This window comes from Pseudomonas sp. GW823-FHT05G12 (genome assembly GCF_058795575.1).
This window is the reverse complement of record NZ_CM179501.1, coordinates 2,486,667-2,509,865: the sequence shown is the minus strand read 5'-3', so window position 1 is coordinate 2,509,865 and position 23,199 is coordinate 2,486,667. Positions and strand designations below refer to the sequence as shown.

The following is a 23,199-nucleotide window of genomic DNA, read 5'->3' as shown; positions in this document are numbered from 1 at the left end:
AACATCCACTATTGTGCAAGGTTGTCTATGCAACATTGCATGACCGGGATGAGGGCTGGATTCTTCGCGGGTAAACCCGCTCCTACGGGTTCAGCGCACAGCCTGGGAACAGCTCAGGCACCTGTGGGTTTACCCGCGAAGAGACCGGGTCATCCAAGCAGCGCTTTCAGGCCTTGCAGCTCCTGCTCGGTCACCGCCACCCCCTCCTCCTCGGCCACCTCGCGCTCACGATAGCGCCGCTCGCCCGGCATGCGCGTCAGCCCCACCGCCTGCATGTGCTCCACCAGCTCGCGGCTGCGCTGGGCAAACCGCTGGCCTTCGGCCTTGCCCGGGTCGATGACGATGATCAACTGCCCGGTCCATGGCGTTTTCGCCCCCGGATGCCCGGACCAATCGAACTCCCAGGAGAAATGACCGCCGGTCAGCGCCGCCGCCAGCAGCTCGACCATCATCGACAACGCCGAGCCCTTGTGCCCGCCAAATGGCAGCAAGGCACCGCCTTCCAGGATCGCCTTCGGGTCGGTAGTCGGCTGGCCATCGGCATCCACCCCCATGCCCTCCGGCAATTGCTGGCCAGCACGTGCGGCAATCTGCACATCGCCATGAGCCATGGCACTGGTGGCCATGTCGAAAACGATCGGGTCATGCTCGGCGCAAGGCGCAGCAAAAGCGATGGGGTTGGTACCGAACAGCGGCTTGCGCGCACCATGCGGCACCACGCAGGTCATGCTGTTGACCACGCTGAGTGCTACCAGGCCCTCTTCGGCGAACGGCTCGACATCCGGCCATAGCGCGGCGAAGTGGTGCGAGTTGTGGATCGCCAGCACGGCAATGCCTGCGCTGCGCGCCTTCGCCACCAGCAGCTCACGGGCGGCCGCCAATGCCGGCTGGGCAAAACCGCCCGCAGCATCGACACGCACATAGCCGGCGGCCACGTCGCTGACCTGTGGCGTGGCCTGGCCATCGACCCAGCCGCTGGCCAAGGTCGAGACATAACCGGGCATGCGGAACACCCCATGGCTATGGGCGCCATCACGCTGGGCGCTGGCGCAGTTGTGGGCCAGCACCCGGGCCACGGCCTCGCTGCACCCATGGCGCTGGAAAATGGCCTGCAACAGGCTTTGCAGCTCGGTAAAAGGCACGCGCACAACGGTGCTGGTGGAAGGTGCGGACATCTGAAGCTCCTTGTTGATTTTGGAATGGCTACAGCGTTGCAACGACAAAAACTTTCCTTCATGTGACAGCAATCTGTCAAATGTTGACTTGATGACAGAAAACATTCATTTTCTTCCCAAGCCTCACCCCTGGAGCCGCAGCATGAGCCAACTGATCAAGCAACGCCTGGAAAACAGCCTCGAAGGGGCCGCTGCCTCGGGTCGCAAGATCGCCACCTACATGCTTGCCAACCTGCACGAACTGCCGTTCCAGACCTCGGCCAGCATTGCCGCCAAGCTGGGCGTCAGCGAATCCAGCGTCGGGCGCTACTGTCGCTCACTGGGTTATGCCCACCTCAAGGCGCTTAAGCAAGACCTGCAGAACGATCTGGGCGATGGCCCGTGGCTGGTGGGTGATCGCTTGCAAGATTACCGCCAGAACCAGGACGCCAGCGACAACGCCGGCAGCCTGGAGCTGGAAATCGCCGCCCTGGTGCGCGTACACGAATACCGCCAGAGCCCCGCCTGGCACAACGTGGCGCAACGCCTGGCGAGCAAACCGCGGGTGTTCATCGCCGGCTTCCAGACCGAGCGCGGCATCGCCATGTGCATGAGCCACCTGCTGCAATACCTGCGCGATTGCGTGCAACTGGTCGACATCAGCGCCGGGCACTTCGGCGAAGTGCTGCTGGGCCGTGCCGAAGACAGCGCCCTGGTGGTGTTCGAGGCGCGCCGTTATTCCCGCCATGCTCTGATGCTGTGCCAGAAGGCGCGCGAGGCTGGCATTGCGGTCACCCTGGTGACCGACACCTTCTGTGACTGGGCGGATGCCAATGCCGACGAGGTGTTCCGCATCCCCACCGAGTTCAACCTGTTCTGGGAATCCACCTCGACGATGCTGTCGTGGGTGCATCTGATGGTCAACGAGGTCTGCAAGAAGCTCGGACCGGATGTTGAAAAACGCTTGGAAGCAACTGCCGCTCTACATAACGAATTCGTCGGCTACACCTCGTGGTCGACGGGCAAACAACAATAGCAAGAGTGCAATGAGGTGCGAGATGAACAAGTCCATGGCCTTGCTGGGTGCGTGCGCCCTGCTGCTGGCGGGTGCCGCCAGCGCTGAAACCCTGCGGTTCGCCACCGAGGGTGCCTACCCGCCCTTCAACTATGTAGACGCCGATAACAAGCTGCACGGCTTTGATGTCGACATCACCCATGCCCTGTGCGAACAGATGAAAGTCGAATGCACGCTGGTGGCCCAGGACTGGGAAGGCATCATCCCCGCCCTGATGGCGCGCAAGTATGACGCGATAGTGGCATCGATGATCGACACCGAAGAGCGACGCAAGAAGATCGCCTTCACCGAGCACTACTACCGCACGCCCCTGACCGTGGCGGTTGCCAAGGACAGCAAGATCGACAGCGCCCAGACCGACTTTGTCGGCTACACCGTCGGTGCGCAGTCTTCCTCTACCCAGGCCATCTACGCCGAAGACGTGTACGGCAAGGCCGGTGCCGACGTGAAACTGTACCCGACCATGGACGAAGCCAACGCAGACCTGGCGGCCGGCCGCCTGGACGGCGTGATTGCCGACAAATTCCCGCTGCACGAGTGGATGAACAAGAACGGCGGGGATTGCTGCAAGATCCTTGGCGACGTGGCCGACACCAAGGCCGATGCCGCCATCGCTGTGCGCAAGGACGACGAAGCCCTGCGCCAGCGCCTGAATACCGCGCTGCAACAGATTGTGGCCAACGGCACCTACCAGAAGATCGCCAGCAAATATTTCGCTTTCGATATCTACAACTGATCTTCAGGAAGTTGTGCGAACGCCCAGTGGGGGCGGCCTTGCGTCGCGACAGGGCCGCAAGGCCGCTCCCACAAGGCCGCATAACCTGCCCAAGAGGTTCGTCATGCTCGATCAATTGTCCTTGCTGTCTTTCGCCAGCGGAGGCTGGGGCCAGGCGTTGCTGGCCGGCGCGCTGGTTACTGTTTCCCTGGCCCTGGCCTGCCTGCCCATCGGCCTGCCACTGGGCCTGGTGGTCGCGCTGGCGGCGCGCTCGCGCAAACGCCTGCCACGGGCCTGGGCCACCACTTTTTCCACCGTCTTCCGCGGCCTGCCCGAGCTGCTGACGTTGCTGATCATCTATTACGGCTGCCAGATCGCCGCGCAGAAGATCCTCGCCGCCATGGGCTACCAAGGTGAGTTCCTCATCAACACCTTCCTCGCCGCGATGATCGCCTTCAGCCTGGTGTTCGCCGCGTTTTCCAGCGAGATCTGGCTGGCCGCCTTCAAGACCCTGCCCAAGGGCCAGCTGGAAGCCTGCTCGGCGCTTGGGCTTAGCAAGCGCACCGGCTTCTTCAAGGTGCTGCTGCCGCAACTGACCCGCATCGCCCTGCCCGGCTTGTCCAACAACTGGCTGTCGCTGCTCAAGGACACCTCGCTGGTGTCGACCATCTCGCTGGTCGACCTGATGCGCCAGACCAACCTGGCGGTCAGCGTAACCAAGGAACCGATGTTCTTCTACGGCGTCGCCTGCCTGGGCTACCTGCTGTTCGCGGCACTGTCCGGGCGCGTGTTCGCCTACATCGAACGGCGCAGCAACCGCCACCTGCAAGGAGCACGCGCATGAGCTTCGATCAACTGCTGGCAATGGTGCTCGACCCCGACCTGCTGGAGCGCTATGGCCCGCGCTTCATCGACGGCCTGCTGGTAACCGCCAAGCTGGTGGCGATTTCCTTCAGCCTGGGTGCTGTGCTCGGTCTTCTGCTGGCCCTTGCACGCCTGTCTCGCAGCCTGGTGCTGCAGCGCATGGCTGCCGGCTACGTGTACTTCTTCCGCGGCTCGCCGCTGCTGGCGCAATTGTTCCTGCTGTATTACGGCCTGGGTTCGCTCAAGGGTTTCTGGCAGGACGTCGGCCTGTGGTGGTTCTTCCGGGATGCGTGGTTTTGCACCTTGCTGGCGTTCACCCTGAACACCGCCGCCTATCAGGCCGAGATCTTCCGCGGCAGCCTGATGGCGGTTGCGCCTGGCCAGCATGAAGCGGCGCGGGCGCTGAACCTGAAGCGCTCGACCACCTTCTTCAAGGTGATATTGCCGCAGTCGCTGCTGGTGGCCATTGGCCCGTTGGGCAACGAACTGATCCTGATGATCAAGGCCAGCGCGATCGCCTCGCTGGTGACGATCTACGACCTGATGGGCGTGACCAAACTGGCCTTCTCGCGCAGTTTCGACTTCCAGATCTACCTGTGGGCCGCTGTGCTCTACCTGGTGATCGTCGAACTGGTGCGGCGCCTGCTGAAACACCTGGAGGCCCGCCTGGGCCGCCACCTGAACTGACCGAAGGATACGTTTCATGCATTGCCAGACCCTTGTCCTCGGCGCCGGCATCGTCGGCGTCAGCACCGCGCTGCACCTGCAGGCACGCGGGCGCCAGGTAATTCTGATCGACCGCGACGAACCGGGCAGTGGCACCAGCCACGGTAACGCCGGGCTGATCGAGCGCTCCAGTGTCATCCCCTATGCCTTCCCGCGGCAACTGAGCGCACTGCTGCGCTACGGCCTGAACCGCCAGCCCGATGTGCGCTACAGCCTGGCGCACTTGCCCAAGGCCGCACCGTGGCTGTGGCGTTACTGGCGCCAGTCGGCACCCGGGCGCCTGGCCGGCGCCGCCGCCGATATGTTGCCGCTGGTGCAGCGCTGTGTCGACGAGCATGACGCGCTGATCGCTGCCGCCGGCCTGGAAGGCCTGGTGCAAGCCAAAGGCTGGATCGAAGTGTTCCGCGACCCCGCGCTGTTCGAGCAGGCAAAAACCGATGCCAAGGGCCTGAGCCGCTACGGCTTGCGCTTCGAAATCCTTGAATGCGGGCAGTTGCAGGCACGTGAACATCAGCTGGACGCCACCGTGGTCGGTGGCATCCACTGGCTCGATCCGAAAACCGTGAACAACCCCGGCGCGCTCACCCGTGGCTATGCGGCGTTGTTCCTGCAACGCGGCGGGCAGTTCGTGCATGGCGATGCGCGCAGCCTGCGCCAGGCCAATGGCCAATGGCGGGTAGAGAGCCAGCGTGGCCCGATCACTGCCGACGAGGTGGTGGCCTGCCTTGGGCCACAGTCAGCCGACCTGTTCAGCGGCCTGGGCTACCAGATCCCGCTGGCAATCAAGCGGGGCTACCACATGCACTACAGCACCCGTGACGGCGCTCAGCTGGAGCACTCGATCTGCGACACCCAAGGCGGCTACGTACTGGCGCCGATGGCGCGCGGCGTGCGCCTGACCACCGGCATCGAGTTCGACGCAGCCAGTGCACCTGGCAATCAGATTCAGCTGGGCCGCTGCGAGGCCTTGGCGCGCAAGCTGTTCCCGGCCCTCGGCGAACGTCTGGACGACACGCCATGGCTGGGCCGCCGCCCCTGCCTGCCCGACATGCGCCCGGTGATCGGGCCGGCGCCGCGCCACCCAGGGCTGTGGTTCAACTTCGGCCATGCCCATCACGGCCTCACGCTGGGCCCGGTCTGCGGCCGGCTGCTGGCCGAGCTGCTCACTGGCGAGCCCCCCTTCACCGACCCCGCGCCTTACAGCGCGACCCGTTTCGACTGAACCCACGCGGGAGAACAACAAGATGACCGCACCACTGAGCCTTGCCACCCTTGCCCCCGAACCCGACCCGCGTCCGGTGCTGATCCGCATCGAAGGCCTGAACAAACACTATGGCGCGTTCCACGTGCTGCGCGACATCGACCTGCAGGTGCGCGAAGGCGAACGCATCGTGCTGTGCGGGCCGTCCGGCTCGGGCAAGTCGACCCTGATCCGCTGCATCAACCGCCTGGAAGTCGCCCAGCAGGGCAGCATCCAGGTGGACGGCATCGACCTGGCGGCCACCACTCGCGAGGCGGCACAGGTGCGCAGCGACATCGGCATGGTGTTCCAGCACTTCAACCTGTTCCCGCACATGAGCGTGCTCGACAACTGCCTGCTGGCCCCCACCAGCGTGCGCGGGCTGTCACGCAAGGACGCCGAGGAGCGGGCACGCATGTACTTGAGCAAAGTCGGCATCGAAAGCCAGGCGCACAAGTACCCCAGCCAGCTGTCCGGTGGCCAGCAGCAGCGCGTGGCAATCGCCCGGGCGCTGTGCATGAAACCGCGGATCATGCTGTTCGACGAGCCCACTTCGGCGCTGGACCCGGAAATGGTTGCCGAGGTGCTGGATGTGCTGGTGCAGTTGGCTGGCACGGGCATGACCATGCTGTGCGTCACCCATGAAATGGGCTTTGCCCGGCAGGTAGCCGAGCGGGTGCTGTTCCTTGAGGGTGGGCAGATCATCGAGGACAGCCCGCCGCAGGTGTTCTTCAACCAGCCGCGCACCGAGCGGGCCAAGGCGTTCCTGGCGCAGATCCTGCACTGATTGAAAGCCTGTCACTGTGGGAGCGAGTATACCCGCGAAGAAGACACCGCCGTGGATGGCACGGGCTTCGCCCGTGTTCGCGGGCAAGCCCGCTCCCACAGTGACCGAGGTTACTTCAAGTTACCTAATCATTGCGCCGCTGCAATGACCCAACTGCATCGTTAAATATTATTGACCGCAGACCCTGCCAAACCCACGCCGCGACAGGCCCGCATCGGTTTCAACCCCCAGAAAACGGCGTATCCCCCGCGTTAAAGCCTGCTTCCGTCGTTTGACATATCGAACGGCTCTGGCAAGCTATCTACAAGCCCCGACCGGAATCGTCGCCTCTGACGAGCCGGCAGTGCTCGGGGCTACAGGCAGCACCCAGGGCCCCGAGCCGTGCGCCTGCACAACAACGACAGGTCGAACCTGTCCCAAGGTGACATATGTCCAACAGCAACATTGGCAACAAGCAACCTTCCCTGCGCAAACCCGTCGTCCTGATGACCATGGGCAGCCAAGAGCGCAAAGGCCATGACTACCAGGTCATGACCCACAAATACATTACCCCGCTGGTCGAGTTCTCCGGTTGCGTCCCGGTATTGGTGCCTACCTGCTGCGGCACTGAAGACCTCGAGACCTACCTGGACATGGCCGACGGCGTGTACCTGACTGGCGCTGGCAGCAACATCGACCCGGCCCTGTATGGCCAGGAAAACCAGACCCCAGGCAAAGGCCAGGACCAGAACCGCGACCTGTTCGACATTCCGCTGGTCAAGGCGGCGATCAAGCGTGGCCTGCCCATCTTCGGCATCTGCCGTGGCATGCAGGAAATCAACGTGGCCCTGGGTGGCGACATTTACCAGAAGGTGTATGCCGAACCTGGGTTCAATGACCACCGGGAAAACCCGGAAGACCCGGTCGAAGTGCAGTACGCCCAGGTGCATGGGGTGAAGATCCAGCCGGGCAGCTGGCTGCATGACACCCTGGGTACCGACGAGATTCGCGTCAACTCGCTGCATGGCCAAGGCCTGCATAAGCTTGGCGCCGGTATTGAAGCGATCGCCCGTGCCGAAGATGGCCTGGTCGAAGCGATTCACGCGCCAAGCATTTCGCCGTTCCTGTTCGCGGTGCAGTGGCACCCTGAATGGCAAGCGGCGAAGAACCCTGATTCGATAAAGATCTTCCAGGCTTTCGGCGATGCTTGCCGGGCCCAGGTACGCAAGGCGCAAATCAAGCGCCAGCACGCGGCCTGACCTTCAGTTTCCTCTGCTTTGATCGCGGGGCGGCGCAAGGCCGCCCCCGTTTCCCCGGTCACCCTCTGCTGGTCCCAGAACTCTTCCCGTGGAATCGGGCGGCGGGCTTGTGCCTGTCTCCGCGATCGTTTTTTCCCTCCCCTCAAGAGATACGATGACTGCTATGTGTTTGTCGTCGTACCTGCTGCGCCTGTGAAATCGAGCGCCGCCCGCGCGGCGCTTCGCGGGTAAACCCGCTCCTACGTTTGTTTCGGGCCAGTTATGCCTGTGGCATTTGCGCGCGAACGCCTTGGCGCATGCCTCGATATCGTGTCGTATAAACAAGGCAGTCGCGCGCGTCTGACACAGACGATACTGGCCCGAAACAAACGTAGGAGCGGGTTTACCCGCGAAGCGCCGCGCGGGCGGCGCTCGATCTGCGCCACAACACACATATCCAGACAACCACCCTGGCGAGAACACAAAATTCTGAAAAAGGACTAGTCATCACGCAGGTTGTACGATAACTTACCTCCAACGAAAAGCCACACCCCTCACCCAAGCGCCACAGGATGCCAACAACAATGAATCCACAAGAACTCAAATCCATCCTCTCCCACGGCCTGCTGTCTTTCCCGGTCACCGACTTCAATGCCCAGGGCGACTTCAACCCGGCTGGCTACATCAAGCGCCTCGAGTGGCTGGCCCCATACGGCGCCAGCGCGCTGTTCGCCGCTGGCGGTACCGGTGAATTCTTCTCCCTGGCCGCCAGCGAATACAGCCAGGTGATCAAGACCGCGGTCGACACCTGCGCCACTTCGGTACCGATCCTCGCCGGTGTCGGTGGCTCCACCCGTCAGGCCATCGAATACGCGCAAGAAGCCGAGCGCCTGGGTGCCAAAGGCCTGCTGTTGCTGCCGCACTACCTGACCGAAGCCAGCCAGGACGGCGTCGCCGCCCACGTCGAAGCGGTGTGCAAATCGGTAAACATCGGTGTGGTGGTGTACAACCGCAACGTCTGCCGCCTGAACGCCGACCTGCTGGAAAAACTGGCCGAGCGCTGCCCGAACCTGATCGGCTACAAGGACGGACTGGGTGATATCGAGCTGATGGTGTCGATCCGTCGTCGCCTGGGCGAGCGCTTCAGCTACCTGGGTGGCCTGCCGACCGCCGAAGTGTATGCCGCCGCCTACAAGGCCCTGGGCGTACCGGTGTACTCCTCCGCGGTGTTCAACTTCGTGCCGAAAACCGCCATGGACTTCTACAACGCCATCGCCCGTGACGACCACGCCACCGTGGCCAAGCTGATCGACGATTTCTTCCTGCCATACCTGGACATCCGCAACCGCAAGGCCGGCTACGCCGTGAGCATCGTCAAGGCCGGCGCCAGAATTGCCGGTTACGACGCCGGCCCGGTGCGTACCCCGCTGACTGACCTCACCGCCGAAGAGTACGAAATGCTCGCCGCGCTGATGGACAAGATGGGCCCGCAGTAAGCGCTGCCCGCGGCCTGCCAGATGCCGCGCCCGGAGTGGGCCTGCCCCACTCCGGTTACAATTCGTGAGCCCGCACAAAAATAACTAGTGGGAGTATTGCCAGCATGCAAGCGACTAAGAAAACGCATGTGCGCTACCTGATCCTGTTCATGCTGTTTCTGGTGACCACGATCAACTATGCCGACCGCGCGACCATTGCTATCGCAGGCTCCAGCCTGCAGAAAGACCTCGGCATTGACGCCGTAACCCTCGGTTATATCTTTTCCGCCTTCGGATGGGCTTACGTGGCTGGCCAGATTCCTGGTGGCTGGCTGCTCGATCGCTTCGGTTCCAAGAACGTCTACGCCTTCAGCATATTCACCTGGTCGCTGTTCACCCTGCTGCAAGGGTTTGTCGGTGGCCTGCCGGTTGCCTGGGCTGTGGTCACCCTCTTCACCCTGCGCTTCCTGGTCGGTTTCGCCGAAGCCCCGTCATTCCCGGGTAACGCGCGCATCGTCGCCGCATGGTTCCCGACCCAGGAACGCGGCACGGCGTCGGCCATCTTCAACTCGGCGCAGTATTTCGCCACTGCACTGTTCGCCCCGATCATGGGCTGGATCGTGTTCAGCTTCGGCTGGGAGCACGTGTTCGTGGTCATGGGTGTGCTGGGCATCATCTTCTCGATGGTGTGGCTGAAGACCATCTACAACCCGCGCCAACACCCGCGCATCAGCCCAAGCGAACTCGAGCACATCGAGCAGAACGGCGGCCTGGTCGACATGGATCAGAAGCGCGGCAGCGACGGCCCGAAATGGGGTTACATCAAGCAGTTGCTGACCAGCCGCATGCTGCTGGGCGTGTACCTGGGCCAGTACTGCATCAACGCCATCACCTACTTCTTCCTCACCTGGTTCCCGGTGTACCTGGTGCAGGAGCGCGGCATGACCATCCTCAAGGCCGGCTTCATCGCCTCGCTGCCGGCGGTGTGTGGATTCATCGGCGGCGTCCTGGGTGGTGTGATCTCCGACTGGCTGCTGCGCCGCGGCAACTCGCTGACCTTCTCGCGCAAACTGCCGATCGTCTGTGGCCTGCTGCTGTCCACCACCATGGTGTTCTGCAACTACGTCGATGCCGAGTGGATGGTGGTTGGCTTCATGACGCTGGCGTTTTTCGGCAAGGGCATCGGCGCGCTGGGCTGGGCGGTGGTCGCGGACACTTCACCCAAGCAGATCGCCGGGCTGTCCGGTGGCCTGTTCAACACCTTCGGCAACATCGCGTCGATCACCACCCCTATCGTGATCGGCTACATCATCAGCGCCACCGGCTCGTTCAAGTGGGCGCTCGTGTACGTGGGTGCCAATGCGCTGGTAGCGGTATTCAGCTACCTGGTAATCGTGGGCCCCATCAAGCGTATCGAATTGCGTGATGCTGCCCCAAAGCCACACGCTGAGCCGGCCTCCGACGGCGAACTGGCCAGCTCGCGTCACTGAAAAAACACGCCCGCGCCGGGTCACCCGGCATGGGCGGATGTACAAAAGCCTGAGAACCTGACAAGTAGGGCCCAAACATGCAGTTGATCGAACACTCCGACTCGCCCCGCTACGTCCGCCTGCACGACGACGACAACGTCGTGGTCGTCGTCAACGACGGCGGCTTGGGCGAAGGCGCCCGCTTCGCCGACGGCCTGACCCTGATCGAAGGCGTGCCGCAAAGCCACAAGGTGGCCACCGTGGCCATCGCCAAGGGCGAGCCCGTGCGCCGCTACGGGCAAATCATCGGCTACGCGCTGGAAGACCTGCGCCAAGGCAGCTGGGTGCAGGAAAGCCAGCTGGCCATGCCGGCCGCCCCGGAACTGGACAGCCTGCCGCGCTGCGATGCAGTGCCACAACCGCTGCCGCCGCTTGAGGGCTTCACCTTCGAGGGCTATCGCAACGCCGACGGCACTGTCGGCACCCGCAATATCCTCGGCATCACCACCACCGTGCAGTGCGTGACCGGCGTGCTGGAACATGCAGTCAAGCGCATTCGCAACGAACTGCTGCCCAAATACCCCAACGTCGATGACGTGGTGGCCATTACCCACAGCTACGGCTGCGGTGTGGCAATCAACGCCCGCGACGCTTACATCCCGATCCGCACCGTGCGCAACCTGGCGCGCAACCCAAACCTCGGCGGCGAGGCACTGGTGATCAGCCTGGGCTGTGAAAAACTGCAAGCCAGCCAGGTGATGCACGACAACGACCCCTCGGTGGACCTCAGCGACCCATGGCTGTACCGCCTGCAAGATGCCAGCCTTGGCTTTGTCGAAATGATCGAGCAGATCATGGACCTGGCCGAAACCCGCCTGAAGAAGCTCGACCAGCGCCGCCGCGAAACGGTCCCGGCCAGCGAACTGATCCTCGGTATGCAATGCGGTGGCAGCGACGCCTTCTCGGGCATCACCGCCAACCCGGCACTGGGCTATGCCGCCGACCTGCTGGTCCGCGCTGGCGCCACCGTGCTGTTCTCTGAAGTGACCGAGGTGCGCGACGCGATCTACATGCTGACTTCGCGCGCGGAAAACCAGGACGTTGCCGACGCGCTGGTGCGCGAAATGGACTGGTACGACCGCTACCTGCAGCAAGGCGCCGCCGACCGCAGCGCCAACACCACGCCGGGCAACAAGAAAGGCGGGCTGTCGAACATCGTCGAGAAATCGCTGGGTTCGATCGTCAAGTCGGGCAGCGGCGCTATCCAGGGTGTGCTCGGCCCAGGCGAACGGGTCAACCGCAAAGGCCTGATTTTCTGCGCCACCCCGGCCAGCGACTTTGTCTGTGGCACCTTGCAACTGGCGGCCGGCATGAACCTGCACGTCTTCACTACCGGCCGTGGCACCCCGTATGGCCTGGCCATGGCGCCGGTGGTCAAGGTGTGCACCCGCAGCGAACTGGCCCAGCGTTGGCCCGACCTGATCGACATCGACGCCGGCCGCATCGCCAGTGGTCGCTCGACCATCGAGGAGCTGGGCTGGGAGCTGTTCCATTACTACCTGGACGTGGCCAGCGGTCGCAAGCAGACCTGGGCCGAACAACACCGGCTGCACAACGACATCACCCTGTTCAACCCGGCGCCCATTACCTGATGCCGCAGCCCTGACCACGCATTCACACACGCCACTCTCAATCCCACAGGAGCACCCCATGCCTGAGATCCTCGGCCATAACTTCATCGCCGGTCAGCGCAGTGCCGCTGGCCCTCAGCGCCTGCAGAGCCTGGACGCCAGCACTGGCGAAGCCCTGCCCTACAGCTTTGCCCAGGCCACCGAAGCCGAAGTGGACCAGGCCGCCAAGGCCGCTGCCGCAGCCTTCGCCGAGTTCCGCCAACTGGCCCCGGCGCGTCGGGCCGAGTTCCTCGACGCCATCGCCGCTGAACTCGACGAACTGGATGACACCTTCGTCGCCATCGTCTGCCGCGAAACCGCCCTGCCCGCCGCCCGTATCCAGGGCGAGCGCGGCCGCACCAGCGGGCAGATGCGCCTGTTCGCCCAGGTGCTGCGCCGCGGCGACTTCCTCGGCGCGCGCATCGACCTGGCACTGCCCGAGCGCCAGCCGCTGCCACGCGTAGACCTGCGCCAGATGCGCATCGGCGTAGGCCCGGTCGCCGTGTTCGGGGCCAGCAACTTCCCGCTGGCCTTCTCCACCGCCGGGGGTGATACCGCCGCCGCCCTGGCCGCAGGCTGCCCGGTGGTATTCAAGGCGCATAGCGGCCACATGGCCACGGCCGACCTGGTCGGCTGCGCCATCGTGCGCGCCGCTGAGCGTACCGGCATGCCCAAGGGCGTGTTCAACATGGTATTTGGTGGCGGCGTGGGCGAGTGGCTGGTCAAGCATCCGGCCATCCAGGCGGTTGGCTTCACCGGCTCGCTGAAAGGCGGTGATGCCCTTTGCCGCATGGCCGCTGAGCGCCCGCAGCCAATCCCGGTATTTGCCGAGATGTCCAGCATCAACCCGGTCATCATCCTGCCAGGCGCCCTGGCCAAACGTGGCGAGGCCATTGCCCGCGAGTTGGCGGGGTCCGTGTGCATGGGCGCCGGGCAGTTCTGCACCAACCCTGGGCTGGTGATTGGCTTGCAGTCGCCACAGTACAGCCAACTGCTCGCCGACCTTGGCCAGTACCTGGACCAGCAAGCCGGGCAAACCATGCTCAATGCTGGCGGCTTGCACAGCTACGTCGGCGGCCTTGAACACTTGCATGCCCATGCCGGTATCGAGCATGTGGCCGGCCAGGCGCAGGAAGGCAACCAGGCGCGCGCTCAGCTGTTCAAGGCCGATGCACGCCTGCTGGTCGAGTCCGACCCGCTGTTGCAGGAAGAAGTGTTTGGGCCCACCACCGTGGCCGTAGAGGTGCAGGACAACGACCAACTGCGCGACGCGCTGCTCGGCCTGCGCGGCCAGTTGACCGCGACGCTGATCGGCGAAGCGGAGGACTTCGATGCCTTCGCCTGGCTGGTGCCGCTGCTGGAGGAGAAAGTCGGGCGAATCCTGGTCAATGGCTACCCGACCGGTGTCGAAGTCTGTGATGCCATGGTGCACGGCGGCCCGTACCCGGCGACCTCCGATGCGCGTGGCACCTCGGTCGGCACTTTGGCCATCGACCGCTTCCTGCGCCCGGTGTGCTACCAGAACTACCCGCAGACGCTGCTGCCTGAGGCACTGCGCGACGGCAACCCGCTGGGGCTGCGGCGGTTGGTGAACGGTCAGTGGAGTGACGGGGCGATCTGACTGGTTGCCAGAAACAGGAAAGCCCTGCGCACGGCGGGGCTTTTAATTTTGACTGTACTGGCCTCTTCGCGGGCAAGCCCGCTTCTACAGGGCTATCTTGCCCGCGAAGAGGCCAGTACAGGCAGCAAAGGCTTCAGGTTCCTTGCGCTTCAGCCGCCTCATGCGCCTGGCGCAAGCGCTCGCGGCTGTTGCTCAGGTGCATGCGCATGGCCATCTTCGCCCCTTCGCTGTCACGCCGGGCAATCGCCTCATAGATCGCCTCGTGCTCATGCATCAGGCGGCTCATGTAATGCGCCTGGTCATCATGGGCCAGGCGCGCCGAATTCAGCCGGGTGCGCGGGATGATGCTGGTACCCAGGTGGTTGATGATGTCGGCGAAGTAGTGGTTGCCGCTAGCCTGGGCAATGCGCAGGTGGAACTGGAAGTCCGCCGACACCGCATCAGTAGCGTGGGCCGCCCCCTCGTTGAGTTCGTCCAGCGCCGCCCGCATACCGGCCAGGGCTTCGTCGCTTCGCCGCTGAGCCGCCAGCCCAGCCGACTCGATCTCCAGGGCAATGCGCAACTCCAGCACCGCCAGCACTTCGCGCAGAGTGACCACGGTGGCCGGGTCGATACGGAAACCGCCCGTAGCCGGCGCATCCAGCACGAATGTACCGATGCCGTGGCGAGTCTCTACCTGCCCGGCGGCCTGCAACCGCGAGATCGCCTCACGCACCACCGTGCGACTGACGCCCTCTTCGGCCATGATCTGCGATTCGGTCGGCAGCTTGTCGCCGCGCTTGAGCTGGCCGCTGCGAATGCGTTCGGTCAGCACCGTGACCAGTTCCTGGGCCAGACTGCGCGGCTTGCGCCGGGTCCTTGCCTGTACCTGCTGCTCTGTCATTGCCCTGTATTTCACCTTGGAAGACAGCGCTCATCATAGCGCAAGCGGTTGTACGATCACATACACCCCGTGCGGTATTTATTGCCCATCTTTGCAGTCCCTGGCCCCATGAAAAAACGCGCAGAATCACTGGCCCATGGCCTGCGCGAGCCTGTACTGTACGCCTCCACGCTCACTGTTCCATGGAAGGAATCTGCAGTATGAAAACCCTCGACCGCCTTTTGCTCGGCAGTGGCCTGCTGATCCCCCTCTGGCTGCTGGCGGGGGTATGGCTCACCGCCCAGGCCTACCCTGGCTATGATCACCTGCAACAGGCCATGAGCCAGCTTGGCGCGGCAGGCTCGCCAACCCACAGCTGGTCACCACAGGTCAACAACTACCCTCTAGCCCTGCTGTTTGCCCTGTTTGCCTGGGGCCTGATGCGGCGCTGGCATAGCTCGAAGCTGGCGCTGCTGAGTGCGGGCCTGGTGTTGCTGCATGGCATGGGCAGTTTGGGCACCGGCTGGTTCCCCTGCGACCAGGGGTGTGCACCGGTACAGCCATCTACCTCGCAGCAACTGCATAACCTGTTTGGTCTGCTGATGTTCCTCTCGCTGACCTTGGCCAGCGCCCTATGGGCATGGCTAGGCAACCGCCTTGCCGGCTCCCCCGCCCTGGCGCTGTTTTCCCTGGCTTGCGTGGTGTTGGCGATCATCACCGTCGCGTTGATGGGCCAGGCGGCTCAGAGTGGCCAGCTGTTCGGCCTGTATCAACGCCTTAACTATGGTGTTTCGGTGCTCTGGGTTGCCAGCCTGGCCTGGACAAGCCTGCAGAAGCCGAAGGCCAGTCCCCTGCGCATGGCTGTGACCTGACGGCAAATTGCTGGCCCACGGCTGCGGAAAGCGAAGGCAAACTCCGTTCTCTTTCAGATGCTTAGGACAGCAACATGCGAGTACTTCTAGCAACGATGGCCGGCTGCCTGCTGGCCACCCTCGCTTTCGGCGCCCAGGCCAGGGCACTGAGCCAGAACGATCGCCACACCTGCGGCTGGGGCGCGCAGATAGCCGCCGAGGCCCAACAGGCCAAGCTTTCCGGGGTGACCTTGTATGCCACGCGCAAGAAGCTGCAGGTACGCAAATTCCCCAAACCCTGGATGCGCATGACTGCCTTCGGCATTACCGAGCAGACGTACAACAGCCGCTCGCGGCTCAAGCCAGCAGCGATCAAGCAAACGTACTTCGAGCAGTGCGTTCAGCATGCCGTTGCAAGACGATAACTCTTTATTTACTCACGCCTGCAAAGGCCGCATCAGCGTCTCCAAGGAGGGCCTGCCTTGAAGCGATCTTCTAGCCAGGTCTTGAAGACGCCCATCGCTGCCGTGTTCAGGCGCGCGGTCGGCCGTACCAGGTAAATGCCCGCCGCCTTGTCCAGCTGCCATTGCGCAAGCACCCTTACCAGGCATCCGCTGGCCAGGTCCTCGCCCATGAGCCAGTCACCTCCGGCCAGAATCCCCACGCCGCGCCGGGCCGCCTCCAGCAGCGCTTCGTTGTCATTACTGCGAAGGCTGCCGGCAACTTTGACACTTGTCTGTCGCGTGTCGCTCATCAGGCGCCATTCAGGAAACGATCGTAAGCCATTGAAACCCAAACAGTTATGCACCGCCAAATCTTCCGGCTGCGCGGGTTCCCCATGCCGAGCAAGGTATTGAGGAGAAGCGCACAGGATCCGCACGTGATCGCACAGTTTACTTGCCACCAGACGATTGTCCGCCAGCTCACCAATCCGGATCGCGGCGTCGAAACCCTCGCCGATCAGGTCGACGAAACGATCGGCATACTCGGTCTCCACGATTACCTGCGGGTAGGCCAGTACAAAGTCGGCCAGCATGCCGCTCAACCAGCGTCGGCCCATGGCCGCCGGCAACGCCAGACGCAGACGCCCACGGACCGTTGCCGCACCTTCGGCTGCCTCTTCCTCCGCTTCGGCAATCAGCCGGCTAGCCTCGAGAACCTTGGCTACCAGCCGCTCGCCCTCATCGGTAAAGCGCAGTTGCCGCGTACTGCGCTCCACCAGGCGAATGCCCAGCCGCGTCTCTAAAGCACTCAGGCGTTTCGACAGCACCGTAGGGTGGCGCTCCAGTTGCCGCCCGGCGGCAGCAAACGAGCCCTGCTCATACAAGGCCAGCAGGGTGGCAAGTTCATCAGCGCGGCGACTGTCGAAGGTATCCATGGCAAGGCTCGGCTCAGGGCAGTGAAATCAGGGGGCGGATCAGGCAGTCAGCACCAGCGCGCCCTCCGACCGCCCTTGCTCCAGGTACTCATGGGCCTTGGCTGCTTCAGCCAGCGGGAAGCATCGCCAGACCCGAGGCTGGACGATACCTTCGGCAACCGCTGCCAGCACATCGGCCGCGCGCTGCTGGTACTCCTTGACCGTGCGGGTGTGTGCTGCGAGCGATGGCCGGGTCAGGTACAGCGAGCCATTGGCATTGAGCGTGGCCACCTCGATGGCAGGCGGTGCACCGGAGGTGCCGCCGAACGATACCAACAAGCCGCGCACCCTCAGGCTGCCCAACGAGGCCTCAAGCGACACCTTGCCCACGCAATCGTACACTACGTCCACACCTTGGCCTTGGGTCAGCTCACGCACCTGGCTGGCCAAGGTTTCCGCGTCGAACACCAGCACATGCTGGCAACCCGCCGCCCGTGCCCGCTCCACACTATGCAGGCGCGATACCACCCCTATCACCGTCGCCCCCAGGTGCCGCGCCCAAGGCACCATCAGCTGGCCCAAAGCACCAGCCGCACCGTACAACAACACCTGGGTGCCCGGCCCTACGGCATAGGTGGTTTTCAACAGATATTGCGCCGTGATTCCCTTGAACAGCACCGCTGCGGCGGCCTCGTCCTCCAACTGCGGCGGCAGCGGGACCAGCCGCTCGGCCGGGAACAGCCGGCCACTGGCATAGGCACCGACCGGCCCCATCGCGTAAGCGACCCGGTCGCCCACCTGCACGTTGTGCACCCCATCGCCAATGGCCGAGACCCTGCCAGCGCCTTCCAGCCCCAGGCCTGAAGGCAATGCCAGCGCTGCTCCCCCCTTGCGCTGCAACACATCCAGCGGGTTCACGCCCATGGCCGTCTGCTCCAGCCAGACCTGGCCAGGCCCTGGAGATTGTGCTGCTACGTGTTCAAGCTGCATCACGTCGGCAGCGCCGGTGCTATTGAGAATGATGCGGGTAGCCATGATCGAATCCTGCTGAATGAGTGCTCGAGTCAGGCTAAACAGGAAGCAAAAGTTGAACAATCAGGCGGGATGCAGATGATTTCTGCACCCCTTGCAGCAATTCAGTCAGTGCATCAGCAGCCAGTAAGCATCGTAGGGCGCCGTTCACCGACGAAGAACAAGGGGCGCAGGCGCACGCCTATCAGGTTGCCGGTATAGGCCGCCACCAGCCACAACCAGCCGTGTAAGCTACCCGAGGCGATACCACTGAAGTAAGCACCAATGTTGCAGCCGTAAGCCAGGCGCGAACCATAGCCCAGCAGAAGGCCGCCAATCACTGCGGCCACCAGCGACGGCAGCGGAATCTTCAGGCTTGGTGCAAAACGCCCGGCCAGGCCCGCCGCCAGCAACGCACCCATTACGATGCCCAGGTCCATTACCGTGGTGATGTCCTGCCACAGCGGCGCAGCCAAAGCCTTGGCATTGGCCGGTGCCTGCCAGAACACCCAGCTACCGACATCCACGCCCAGCCCGCTGAGGACCTTGGCCCCCCACAAGGCGAAAGCCGAGGTAATGCCCCAAGGCCGCCCCGCCAGCGCCAAGGTCGCGTAGTTAAGCAAGGCCAGGGCGATGGCGCCCCACAGCAAGGGCCAGGGGCCACGCAGGAAGCGGCGAAGGCCTTGGTGCTCGCTGGCAGGCAGTGCTTCAAGCGCGCCATGCCGGCGCTTCTCAAGCACCACGGTGGCCCAGGCGATCAGCCCGAACACCGCCAGACTTGCCAGCAGCGCAGGCCCTATCCCCCAGGCCTGCACGATCGAGGTGGCCGGAAGCGACGGCAAGGCAAACCACCAATCGGCATGGTGGGTGGCGCTGACCGAGCCGATGATGAAGAACAGCAGAGTCACCAGCATGCGCGCATTACCTCCCCCCACGGTGAACAGCGTGCCCGATGCGCAGCCGCCACCCAACTGCATGCCGATGCCGAAAATGAATGCACCGAACACCACTGAAACACCCGCAGGGGCAACCAGGCCAGTGACCGGGTTACCGAACAGGCTGCCAGCTGACAACGCCGGGAAGAACAGCAGCACCGCCAGGGTCAGCATGACCATCTGCGCACGCAGGCCCGCGCCACGGCGCTCGTTGATAAACACCCGCCAGGCTGAGGTGAAACCGAAGGCGGCGTGGTACAGCGTCAGGCCAAGGGCGGTGCCGACCAGCAGCAACACCACCTGCTTGAAGCCGGCATTGAGGTTGAGGAACCAGGCACTGGCCAGCATCAAGGTCAAGGCGATCAATGGCGCGCCGAGGCGACGTGGTTCAGGCGTGGCAGTTGCGGAAAGACCCATCAAAATACTCGGACAATAGTAAACCGGACAGGGAGTATACGCCCAACAGCCGACACAATCGTTGTAGGAACACACAAAGCATTTGTTAAGCTGATTCAAGTCGCCAGAATTGACCAAGGCCATTCACCCGATGGATGAACTGCGCAAGATCGACCTCAACCTGCTGCTCGCCCTGCACGCCCTGCTCAGCGAAAGGCACGTGACCCGTGCAGCCCTGCGCCTGCACCGCAGTCAACCGGCGGTCAGTCACGCCTTGGCGCAATTGCGCAAACACTTCGACGACCCCTTGCTGGTACGCCAAGGCGGCAGCATGGCCCTCACCGCCCGCGCCCAATCGCTGGCACAACCGCTACAGGATGCACTGAGCAATCTCGACAGCCTGCTGGCCACCCCACTGTTCGAACCAGCCAGGGCCCAGCGCCGGTTCCGGCTGTCGCTGTCCGACTACGCTTCGCGCATCATCCTGCCGCGCCTGCTGCGCCACCTGCGCAAAGTCGCGCCCGGGGTGGACCTGGCCATCAGCCAGGCCAGCCGTGAAACCATGTTGGCGCAGTTGCTCGATGGCGAGCTGGATCTGGCCCTGGGCCTGTTCCCCGAACTGCCTCAGGACATCACCGCCCAGCCCCTGTTTGCCGATCGCTTCATCAGCGTTGCCGATCGCCAGGTGCTGCCTGCCAGCGGCGGCATGACGCTGGAAGACTGGCTGGCACGCCCACATGTATTGATGGCCATGCGTCCGGATGCTTTCGATGAAATCGAGCGCGCACTGGCTGCCCGGGGCCTGCAACGCCGTATTGCCCTGGCCTTGCCACACTGGAGTGCGGCAGTCGAAGTGCTGGCCGGCACCGACCTGATCCTGACAGTGGCCAGCCGCGCTGTGGGGTCGTTGCGCCAACATAAGACACTGCGCCAGTTCACACCGCCACTGGCCATCCCCTCGTTCGACTATCAGCAAGCCTGGCACAACCGCAAGGACAGTGACCCCGGGCACCGCTGGTTGCGCGAAACCGTATGGGCCTGCAGCCAACCAGGGCGCTGATCAGTTTTCTTGCGCCTTCACAGCTGCCGTCGGGTGGGCCGGTGACGCCGTTGCCCAAGTGCCCTGTACCAGCAGCACTCCGCACAGGATCAGCACCACGCCAGCCACCCTGGCCAGACTGAGCGGCTTGCCACCCAGCCCCATCACCCCGTAGTGGTCGGCAAGCACTGCCGTGATGATCTGCCCCGCCACCACCAGTACCAGGAACCCTGCTGCGCCAAGTTTAGGGGTGAGTGCTGCGGCGCCGGCTACATACATTGCCCCCAGCACGCCACCAATCCATAACCACCAGGGCCCCTGCAGGGCCTTGCCCATGTCTGGCGCCGGTACCCGGATAATCAGCAGGGCAGCGATCACCACCAGCATGCTCACCGTCAACGATGTGAAAGCCCCCCACAGCCAGTGCCCAAGTGCCCGACCTGCCGCAGCATTACCTGCGGCCTGAAACGGCAACACCGCACCGGCAAGCAACGTCATGGCCACAGGAAGCGCCAGCAGAAGCATTGATTTACTGAACATGGCAGTCCTCATCCAAGGTATCGATGGCCACCATGATGCTGCATGCCCCAGCACTGATAGAAATCAAAATCCTGCACTTGAACTATTCGTACCCTGCATACTGAAACATTCCTTCCGGCCGGCGTGCGCATGGCCGGCAATCGACTGCACCGTGCCACTGCCATGGAGCCTTAGCCATGAGCGACGACCGAAAGTCCCTGATCGACCTTGGCCAACTGCCAACCCGCAACCTGGCCGAATGCCTGGCGGTGGATCAAGCCGCCTTGGTCAACGCCTTGACAGGCCAACTGCCAGCAGCATTGGTAGAGCACCTCGCTGCCAGTGCGGACCAGACCCAGGCACTGGGCCTGTCAAAAAAAGTGGCGGCCATTGGCCTGGCACTGGGCAAGTGGCTGGAGCAAGCCGCCGAGTCGTTGCGCCAGCAAGTGTTCGAGCAATGCTGCACGCACCCGTCCGATACCGTGCGCAGCTGGGCGGCGTTCGCCCAGGCGTACCTGTCACGCTCGCAGCCTGCGGAAGATGCCCTGCTGGCGCAGTTTCGCTTCGCCCGCGATGAGCACTTCGGCGTACGTGAATGGGCCTGGATCGCCCTGCGCCCGCGCCTGGCCCAGCACCTTGAAACCGCCCTGGCGCTACTCGGCCGACATACCGGTGATGCCGACCCGCTGGTACGTCGGTTCTGCATCGAGATCCTGCGCCCGCGTGGCGTTTGGTGCGAGCACATTGCCACGCTCAAGCAACGACCAGAAGTGGCCGAGCCGTTGCTGGTACCGCTGCTGGCCGAAGCCGAGAAATACGCCCAGGACTCGGTCGCCAATTGGCTCAACGATGCCAGCAAGACCCGCCCCGACTGGGTACTTCAGCTGTTTGAGCGCCATCCCCCGGCCTGCAAGGCCTCACAGCGCATCCAGAGCCGGGCCACCCGAAGCCTGCCCCAGTGAACCACCACAAGGAAACACGCATGTCACTCAAGGCAAAACTCGACGCCGTCAAACAGCAGATGGCCCAACTGCCCACCGAGGTGCTGGAAAAATTTGGCGCCTCGCTGCAAGCCCTTATCGCCAGGCATCCTGAGGACCACGCGCTCAAAGCCGGCGACAACGCCCCGCTGGCCGTGCTGCCACTCTGAAAACCCGTGAATACAAGGACGTGCGCTACCAACTGCCAAGCGGCCCCAAGCCATTACGGCATCGTCTTTGAGCTGGAGCCAGCGCTGGTGTACCGGGCACTCGGCGCCGACCTCAAGACACTGAACGAAAGCGACGACCTCAGCCTGCCGATAGCCAGCGCTTTCGTCATCGGCCAGGATGGCCGCATTCGCCAAGCCTTCGTCAATGTCGACTACTCCGAACGTGCCGAACCCAGGCCTTGATCGAAGCCGCCAGCGGCTAAGACCCACTCCCCGGCACCGGGCTGCCCGGACCGCAAACGGCCGATCGTAGGCGAGTAACCGAGGTCGGCAACGGCCAAGGTCAGCGCGAGGTTTCGACGCGCAGCACTTCGGTGTAGATCGCGTCAACCGTCTGGCCAACCTTGAGGTTCTTCATGCGTTTCTGCAGGTCTGGATTTTCGACCTTGACCACCTGCAGCTTGCCCTCCGGTGGCAACAAGCTCACCTCATGCGTCTTGAGGTCGATCTTCTTGATCTGAGAGGTAACCTTGACCTGGCGGAACGCCTCGCCGCCTGGGTTGGGGTTTTGCTCGGTTGCACGGATGGTACCGGACTCTTCAGTCGCTTTCGGCGCCCCACCCACTTCCGGATTGAGCACATAGGCCACGGCGCGTGTCACGTAGATGTCGACTTGGTCACCGACTTTCAGGTTGGGCAGCGCCTTGGCCCTTTCGGTCAGCTGGAACGTCACATCCTTCTTCTCGTCAGGGCCTTTCACCGTGACCTGGCGGGTGGCCAGGTCGATAGCCGTTACCTGAGTGGTGACATGGCTTTCCAGCGCCTCGCTCCCGATGGGGATACCGGCAGCCTGTACCGTGAAGCTGGCAGCAGAGGCCAGCGTGGCAAGGGCTACAGCACGAGCGAGAGTACGAATGGGGTTCATAGGCGTGCTTCCATGTGATCAAGTCCGAATAGGCGCGTGAAAGGTTCACGCGGTATCAAGCATAGCCATTACCTGCCGCCTTGCCGGCCCTTCCGGCGCGCGACGCATTTCGGCGCAAAAACCACTGTTATAGCTAATACG

The 23,199-nt window shown here is 63.5% G+C and carries 24 protein-coding genes; 17 read left to right on the top strand and 7 right to left on the bottom strand.

All coding sequences use genetic code 11. From position 1 onward, the window contains the following. Positions 1–149: 149 nt before the first annotated feature. A complete protein-coding gene (locus tag AC3RCM_RS11435) occupies positions 150–1,175 on the bottom strand; it encodes an Ldh family oxidoreductase (RefSeq protein WP_409322621.1) in 1,026 nt (341 codons plus the stop codon). A gap of 142 nt (positions 1,176–1,317) precedes the next feature. Between AC3RCM_RS11435 and AC3RCM_RS11430 the strand changes: the two genes are divergently transcribed. The 11 genes from AC3RCM_RS11430 to AC3RCM_RS11380 all read left to right on the top strand — a co-directional run bounded on the left by AC3RCM_RS11430 (position 1,318) and on the right by AC3RCM_RS11380 (position 14,013). Then, complete coding sequence (locus AC3RCM_RS11430; protein WP_064492667.1) at positions 1,318–2,190, top strand: MurR/RpiR family transcriptional regulator; 873 nt, start codon at positions 1,318–1,320, stop codon at positions 2,188–2,190. A 22-nt stretch (positions 2,191–2,212) separates the two neighbouring features. Beyond that, positions 2,213–2,965 (top strand): transporter substrate-binding domain-containing protein, encoded by a 753-nt coding sequence (locus AC3RCM_RS11425; RefSeq protein WP_003247722.1) that lies wholly within the window; start codon positions 2,213–2,215, stop codon positions 2,963–2,965. A gap of 103 nt (positions 2,966–3,068) precedes the next feature. Further along, positions 3,069–3,788 carry an ABC transporter permease gene (locus AC3RCM_RS11420; RefSeq protein WP_003247720.1) on the top strand — a complete coding sequence of 240 codons (720 nt, stop codon included), beginning with the start codon at positions 3,069–3,071 and terminating at the stop codon, positions 3,786–3,788. After that, positions 3,785–4,495, top strand: a complete 711-nt coding sequence (locus AC3RCM_RS11415) for an ABC transporter permease (protein WP_003247716.1) — start codon at positions 3,785–3,787, stop codon at positions 4,493–4,495. Before AC3RCM_RS11420 ends, AC3RCM_RS11415 begins: the two co-directional genes overlap by 4 nt. Before the next feature lie 16 nt (positions 4,496–4,511). Beyond that, the gene (locus AC3RCM_RS11410; RefSeq protein ID WP_121783654.1) at positions 4,512–5,756 is read left to right on the top strand and encodes an NAD(P)/FAD-dependent oxidoreductase; all 1,245 of its coding nucleotides are present in this window, start codon (positions 4,512–4,514) and stop codon (positions 5,754–5,756) included. 22 nt (positions 5,757–5,778) lie between these two features. Further along, a complete protein-coding gene (locus AC3RCM_RS11405) occupies positions 5,779–6,561 on the top strand; it encodes an amino acid ABC transporter ATP-binding protein (RefSeq protein ID WP_010954443.1) in 783 nt (260 codons plus the stop codon). A gap of 428 nt (positions 6,562–6,989) precedes the next feature. Then, positions 6,990–7,799 (top strand): gamma-glutamyl-gamma-aminobutyrate hydrolase family protein, encoded by an 810-nt coding sequence (locus AC3RCM_RS11400; RefSeq protein ID WP_020191450.1) that lies wholly within the window; start codon positions 6,990–6,992, stop codon positions 7,797–7,799. Between the two features lie 563 nt (positions 7,800–8,362). Next, the gene (kdgD, locus tag AC3RCM_RS11395) at positions 8,363–9,274 is read left to right on the top strand and encodes a 5-dehydro-4-deoxyglucarate dehydratase (RefSeq protein WP_010954445.1); all 912 of its coding nucleotides are present in this window, start codon (positions 8,363–8,365) and stop codon (positions 9,272–9,274) included. 104 nt (positions 9,275–9,378) lie between these two features. Further along, positions 9,379–10,743 (top strand): MFS transporter, encoded by a 1,365-nt coding sequence (locus AC3RCM_RS11390; RefSeq protein WP_064492668.1) that lies wholly within the window; start codon positions 9,379–9,381, stop codon positions 10,741–10,743. A 77-nt stretch (positions 10,744–10,820) separates the two neighbouring features. Then, complete coding sequence (gene garD / locus AC3RCM_RS11385) at positions 10,821–12,374, top strand: galactarate dehydratase (RefSeq protein WP_014756302.1); 1,554 nt, start codon at positions 10,821–10,823, stop codon at positions 12,372–12,374. A 58-nt stretch (positions 12,375–12,432) separates the two neighbouring features. Then, complete coding sequence (locus AC3RCM_RS11380) at positions 12,433–14,013, top strand: aldehyde dehydrogenase (NADP(+)) (protein ID WP_064492669.1); 1,581 nt, start codon at positions 12,433–12,435, stop codon at positions 14,011–14,013. A 133-nt stretch (positions 14,014–14,146) separates the two neighbouring features. Here the strand turns inward: AC3RCM_RS11380 and AC3RCM_RS11375 are convergent, their stop codons facing one another. Further along, a complete protein-coding gene (locus AC3RCM_RS11375) occupies positions 14,147–14,896 on the bottom strand; it encodes a FadR/GntR family transcriptional regulator (protein ID WP_003247694.1) in 750 nt (249 codons plus the stop codon). 200 nt (positions 14,897–15,096) lie between these two features. Here AC3RCM_RS11375 and AC3RCM_RS11370 point away from each other — a divergent pair, with 200 nt between their 5' ends. Together AC3RCM_RS11370 and AC3RCM_RS11365 are read left to right on the top strand one after the other, a co-directional pair. Further along, positions 15,097–15,747, top strand: coding sequence for a DUF998 domain-containing protein (locus tag AC3RCM_RS11370; protein ID WP_457250566.1), 651 nt, complete (start codon positions 15,097–15,099; stop codon positions 15,745–15,747). 74 nt (positions 15,748–15,821) lie between these two features. Next, a complete protein-coding gene (locus AC3RCM_RS11365; protein ID WP_049588097.1) occupies positions 15,822–16,151 on the top strand; it encodes a hypothetical protein in 330 nt (109 codons plus the stop codon). A 32-nt stretch (positions 16,152–16,183) separates the two neighbouring features. On the opposite strand, the gene AC3RCM_RS11360 is transcribed toward AC3RCM_RS11365, so the two are convergent. From AC3RCM_RS11360 to AC3RCM_RS11350, 3 genes are all read right to left on the bottom strand, one after another. Continuing rightward, the gene (locus tag AC3RCM_RS11360; protein ID WP_457250568.1) at positions 16,184–17,104 is read right to left on the bottom strand and encodes a LysR family transcriptional regulator; all 921 of its coding nucleotides are present in this window, start codon (positions 17,102–17,104) and stop codon (positions 16,184–16,186) included. Between the two features lie 39 nt (positions 17,105–17,143). Then, a complete protein-coding gene (locus AC3RCM_RS11355; protein ID WP_457250569.1) occupies positions 17,144–18,118 on the bottom strand; it encodes a quinone oxidoreductase family protein in 975 nt (324 codons plus the stop codon). Positions 18,119–18,231: 113 nt separating this feature from the next. After that, positions 18,232–19,446, bottom strand: a complete 1,215-nt coding sequence (locus AC3RCM_RS11350; protein ID WP_198747661.1) for a YeeE/YedE thiosulfate transporter family protein — start codon at positions 19,444–19,446, stop codon at positions 18,232–18,234. A 130-nt stretch (positions 19,447–19,576) separates the two neighbouring features. On the opposite strand from AC3RCM_RS11350, the gene AC3RCM_RS11345 reads away from it, so the two are divergent. Beyond that, positions 19,577–20,485 (top strand): LysR family transcriptional regulator, encoded by a 909-nt coding sequence (locus tag AC3RCM_RS11345; RefSeq protein ID WP_064492674.1) that lies wholly within the window; start codon positions 19,577–19,579, stop codon positions 20,483–20,485. On the opposite strand, the gene AC3RCM_RS11340 is transcribed toward AC3RCM_RS11345, so the two are convergent. Then, positions 20,486–21,004: a DMT family transporter gene (locus tag AC3RCM_RS11340; RefSeq protein ID WP_457250572.1), complete on the bottom strand. Its 519-nt coding sequence runs from the start codon at positions 21,002–21,004 to the stop codon at positions 20,486–20,488. It abuts the gene before it with no gap. 176 nt (positions 21,005–21,180) lie between these two features. Between AC3RCM_RS11340 and AC3RCM_RS11335 the strand changes: the two genes are divergently transcribed. The 3 genes from AC3RCM_RS11335 to AC3RCM_RS11325 are packed head-to-tail and all read left to right on the top strand — an operon-like array spanning position 21,181 to position 22,376. Beyond that, positions 21,181–21,945, top strand: coding sequence for a hypothetical protein (locus tag AC3RCM_RS11335; RefSeq protein ID WP_064492676.1), 765 nt, complete (start codon positions 21,181–21,183; stop codon positions 21,943–21,945). 20 nt (positions 21,946–21,965) lie between these two features. After that, positions 21,966–22,133: a hypothetical protein gene (locus tag AC3RCM_RS11330; RefSeq protein WP_196766218.1), complete on the top strand. Its 168-nt coding sequence runs from the start codon at positions 21,966–21,968 to the stop codon at positions 22,131–22,133. 6 nt (positions 22,134–22,139) lie between these two features. Then, positions 22,140–22,376: a hypothetical protein gene (locus AC3RCM_RS11325; RefSeq protein WP_196766219.1), complete on the top strand. Its 237-nt coding sequence runs from the start codon at positions 22,140–22,142 to the stop codon at positions 22,374–22,376. Between the two features lie 100 nt (positions 22,377–22,476). Here AC3RCM_RS11325 and AC3RCM_RS11320 read toward each other — a convergent pair whose 3' ends face one another. Continuing rightward, positions 22,477–23,058, bottom strand: coding sequence for a hypothetical protein (locus AC3RCM_RS11320; RefSeq protein ID WP_457250575.1), 582 nt, complete (start codon positions 23,056–23,058; stop codon positions 22,477–22,479). Positions 23,059–23,199: the final 141 nt, after the last annotated feature.

Excerpts from the sequence above, each read along its gene's own strand:
- AC3RCM_RS11380 (WP_064492669.1), top strand. The coding sequence starts at position 12,433 with ATGCCTGAGATCCTCGGCCATAACTTCATCGCCGGTCAGCGCAGTGCC.
- AC3RCM_RS11330 (WP_196766218.1), top strand. The coding sequence starts at position 21,966 with ATGTCACTCAAGGCAAAACTCGACGCCGTCAAACAGCAGATGGCCCAA.
- AC3RCM_RS11340 (WP_457250572.1), bottom strand. The coding sequence starts at position 21,004 with ATGTTCAGTAAATCAATGCTTCTGCTGGCGCTTCCTGTGGCCATGACG.
- AC3RCM_RS11375 (WP_003247694.1), bottom strand. The coding sequence starts at position 14,896 with ATGACAGAGCAGCAGGTACAGGCAAGGACCCGGCGCAAGCCGCGCAGT.
- AC3RCM_RS11360 (WP_457250568.1), bottom strand. The coding sequence starts at position 17,104 with ATGGATACCTTCGACAGTCGCCGCGCTGATGAACTTGCCACCCTGCTG.
- AC3RCM_RS11425 (WP_003247722.1), top strand. The coding sequence starts at position 2,213 with ATGAACAAGTCCATGGCCTTGCTGGGTGCGTGCGCCCTGCTGCTGGCG.
- AC3RCM_RS11390 (WP_064492668.1), top strand. The coding sequence starts at position 9,379 with ATGCAAGCGACTAAGAAAACGCATGTGCGCTACCTGATCCTGTTCATG.
- AC3RCM_RS11410 (WP_121783654.1), top strand. The coding sequence starts at position 4,512 with ATGCATTGCCAGACCCTTGTCCTCGGCGCCGGCATCGTCGGCGTCAGC.
- kdgD (WP_010954445.1), top strand. The coding sequence starts at position 8,363 with ATGAATCCACAAGAACTCAAATCCATCCTCTCCCACGGCCTGCTGTCT.
- AC3RCM_RS11430 (WP_064492667.1), top strand. The coding sequence starts at position 1,318 with ATGAGCCAACTGATCAAGCAACGCCTGGAAAACAGCCTCGAAGGGGCC.
- garD (WP_014756302.1), top strand. The coding sequence starts at position 10,821 with ATGCAGTTGATCGAACACTCCGACTCGCCCCGCTACGTCCGCCTGCAC.
- AC3RCM_RS11400 (WP_020191450.1), top strand. The coding sequence starts at position 6,990 with ATGTCCAACAGCAACATTGGCAACAAGCAACCTTCCCTGCGCAAACCC.
- AC3RCM_RS11365 (WP_049588097.1), top strand. The coding sequence starts at position 15,822 with ATGCGAGTACTTCTAGCAACGATGGCCGGCTGCCTGCTGGCCACCCTC.
- AC3RCM_RS11405 (WP_010954443.1), top strand. The coding sequence starts at position 5,779 with ATGACCGCACCACTGAGCCTTGCCACCCTTGCCCCCGAACCCGACCCG.
- AC3RCM_RS11370 (WP_457250566.1), top strand. The coding sequence starts at position 15,097 with ATGAAAACCCTCGACCGCCTTTTGCTCGGCAGTGGCCTGCTGATCCCC.
- AC3RCM_RS11345 (WP_064492674.1), top strand. The coding sequence starts at position 19,577 with ATGGATGAACTGCGCAAGATCGACCTCAACCTGCTGCTCGCCCTGCAC.
- AC3RCM_RS11350 (WP_198747661.1), bottom strand. The coding sequence starts at position 19,446 with ATGGGTCTTTCCGCAACTGCCACGCCTGAACCACGTCGCCTCGGCGCG.
- AC3RCM_RS11335 (WP_064492676.1), top strand. The coding sequence starts at position 21,181 with ATGAGCGACGACCGAAAGTCCCTGATCGACCTTGGCCAACTGCCAACC.
- AC3RCM_RS11420 (WP_003247720.1), top strand. The coding sequence starts at position 3,069 with ATGCTCGATCAATTGTCCTTGCTGTCTTTCGCCAGCGGAGGCTGGGGC.
- AC3RCM_RS11320 (WP_457250575.1), bottom strand. The coding sequence starts at position 23,058 with ATGAACCCCATTCGTACTCTCGCTCGTGCTGTAGCCCTTGCCACGCTG.
- AC3RCM_RS11415 (WP_003247716.1), top strand. The coding sequence starts at position 3,785 with ATGAGCTTCGATCAACTGCTGGCAATGGTGCTCGACCCCGACCTGCTG.
- AC3RCM_RS11435 (WP_409322621.1), bottom strand. The coding sequence starts at position 1,175 with ATGTCCGCACCTTCCACCAGCACCGTTGTGCGCGTGCCTTTTACCGAG.
- AC3RCM_RS11355 (WP_457250569.1), bottom strand. The coding sequence starts at position 18,118 with ATGGCTACCCGCATCATTCTCAATAGCACCGGCGCTGCCGACGTGATG.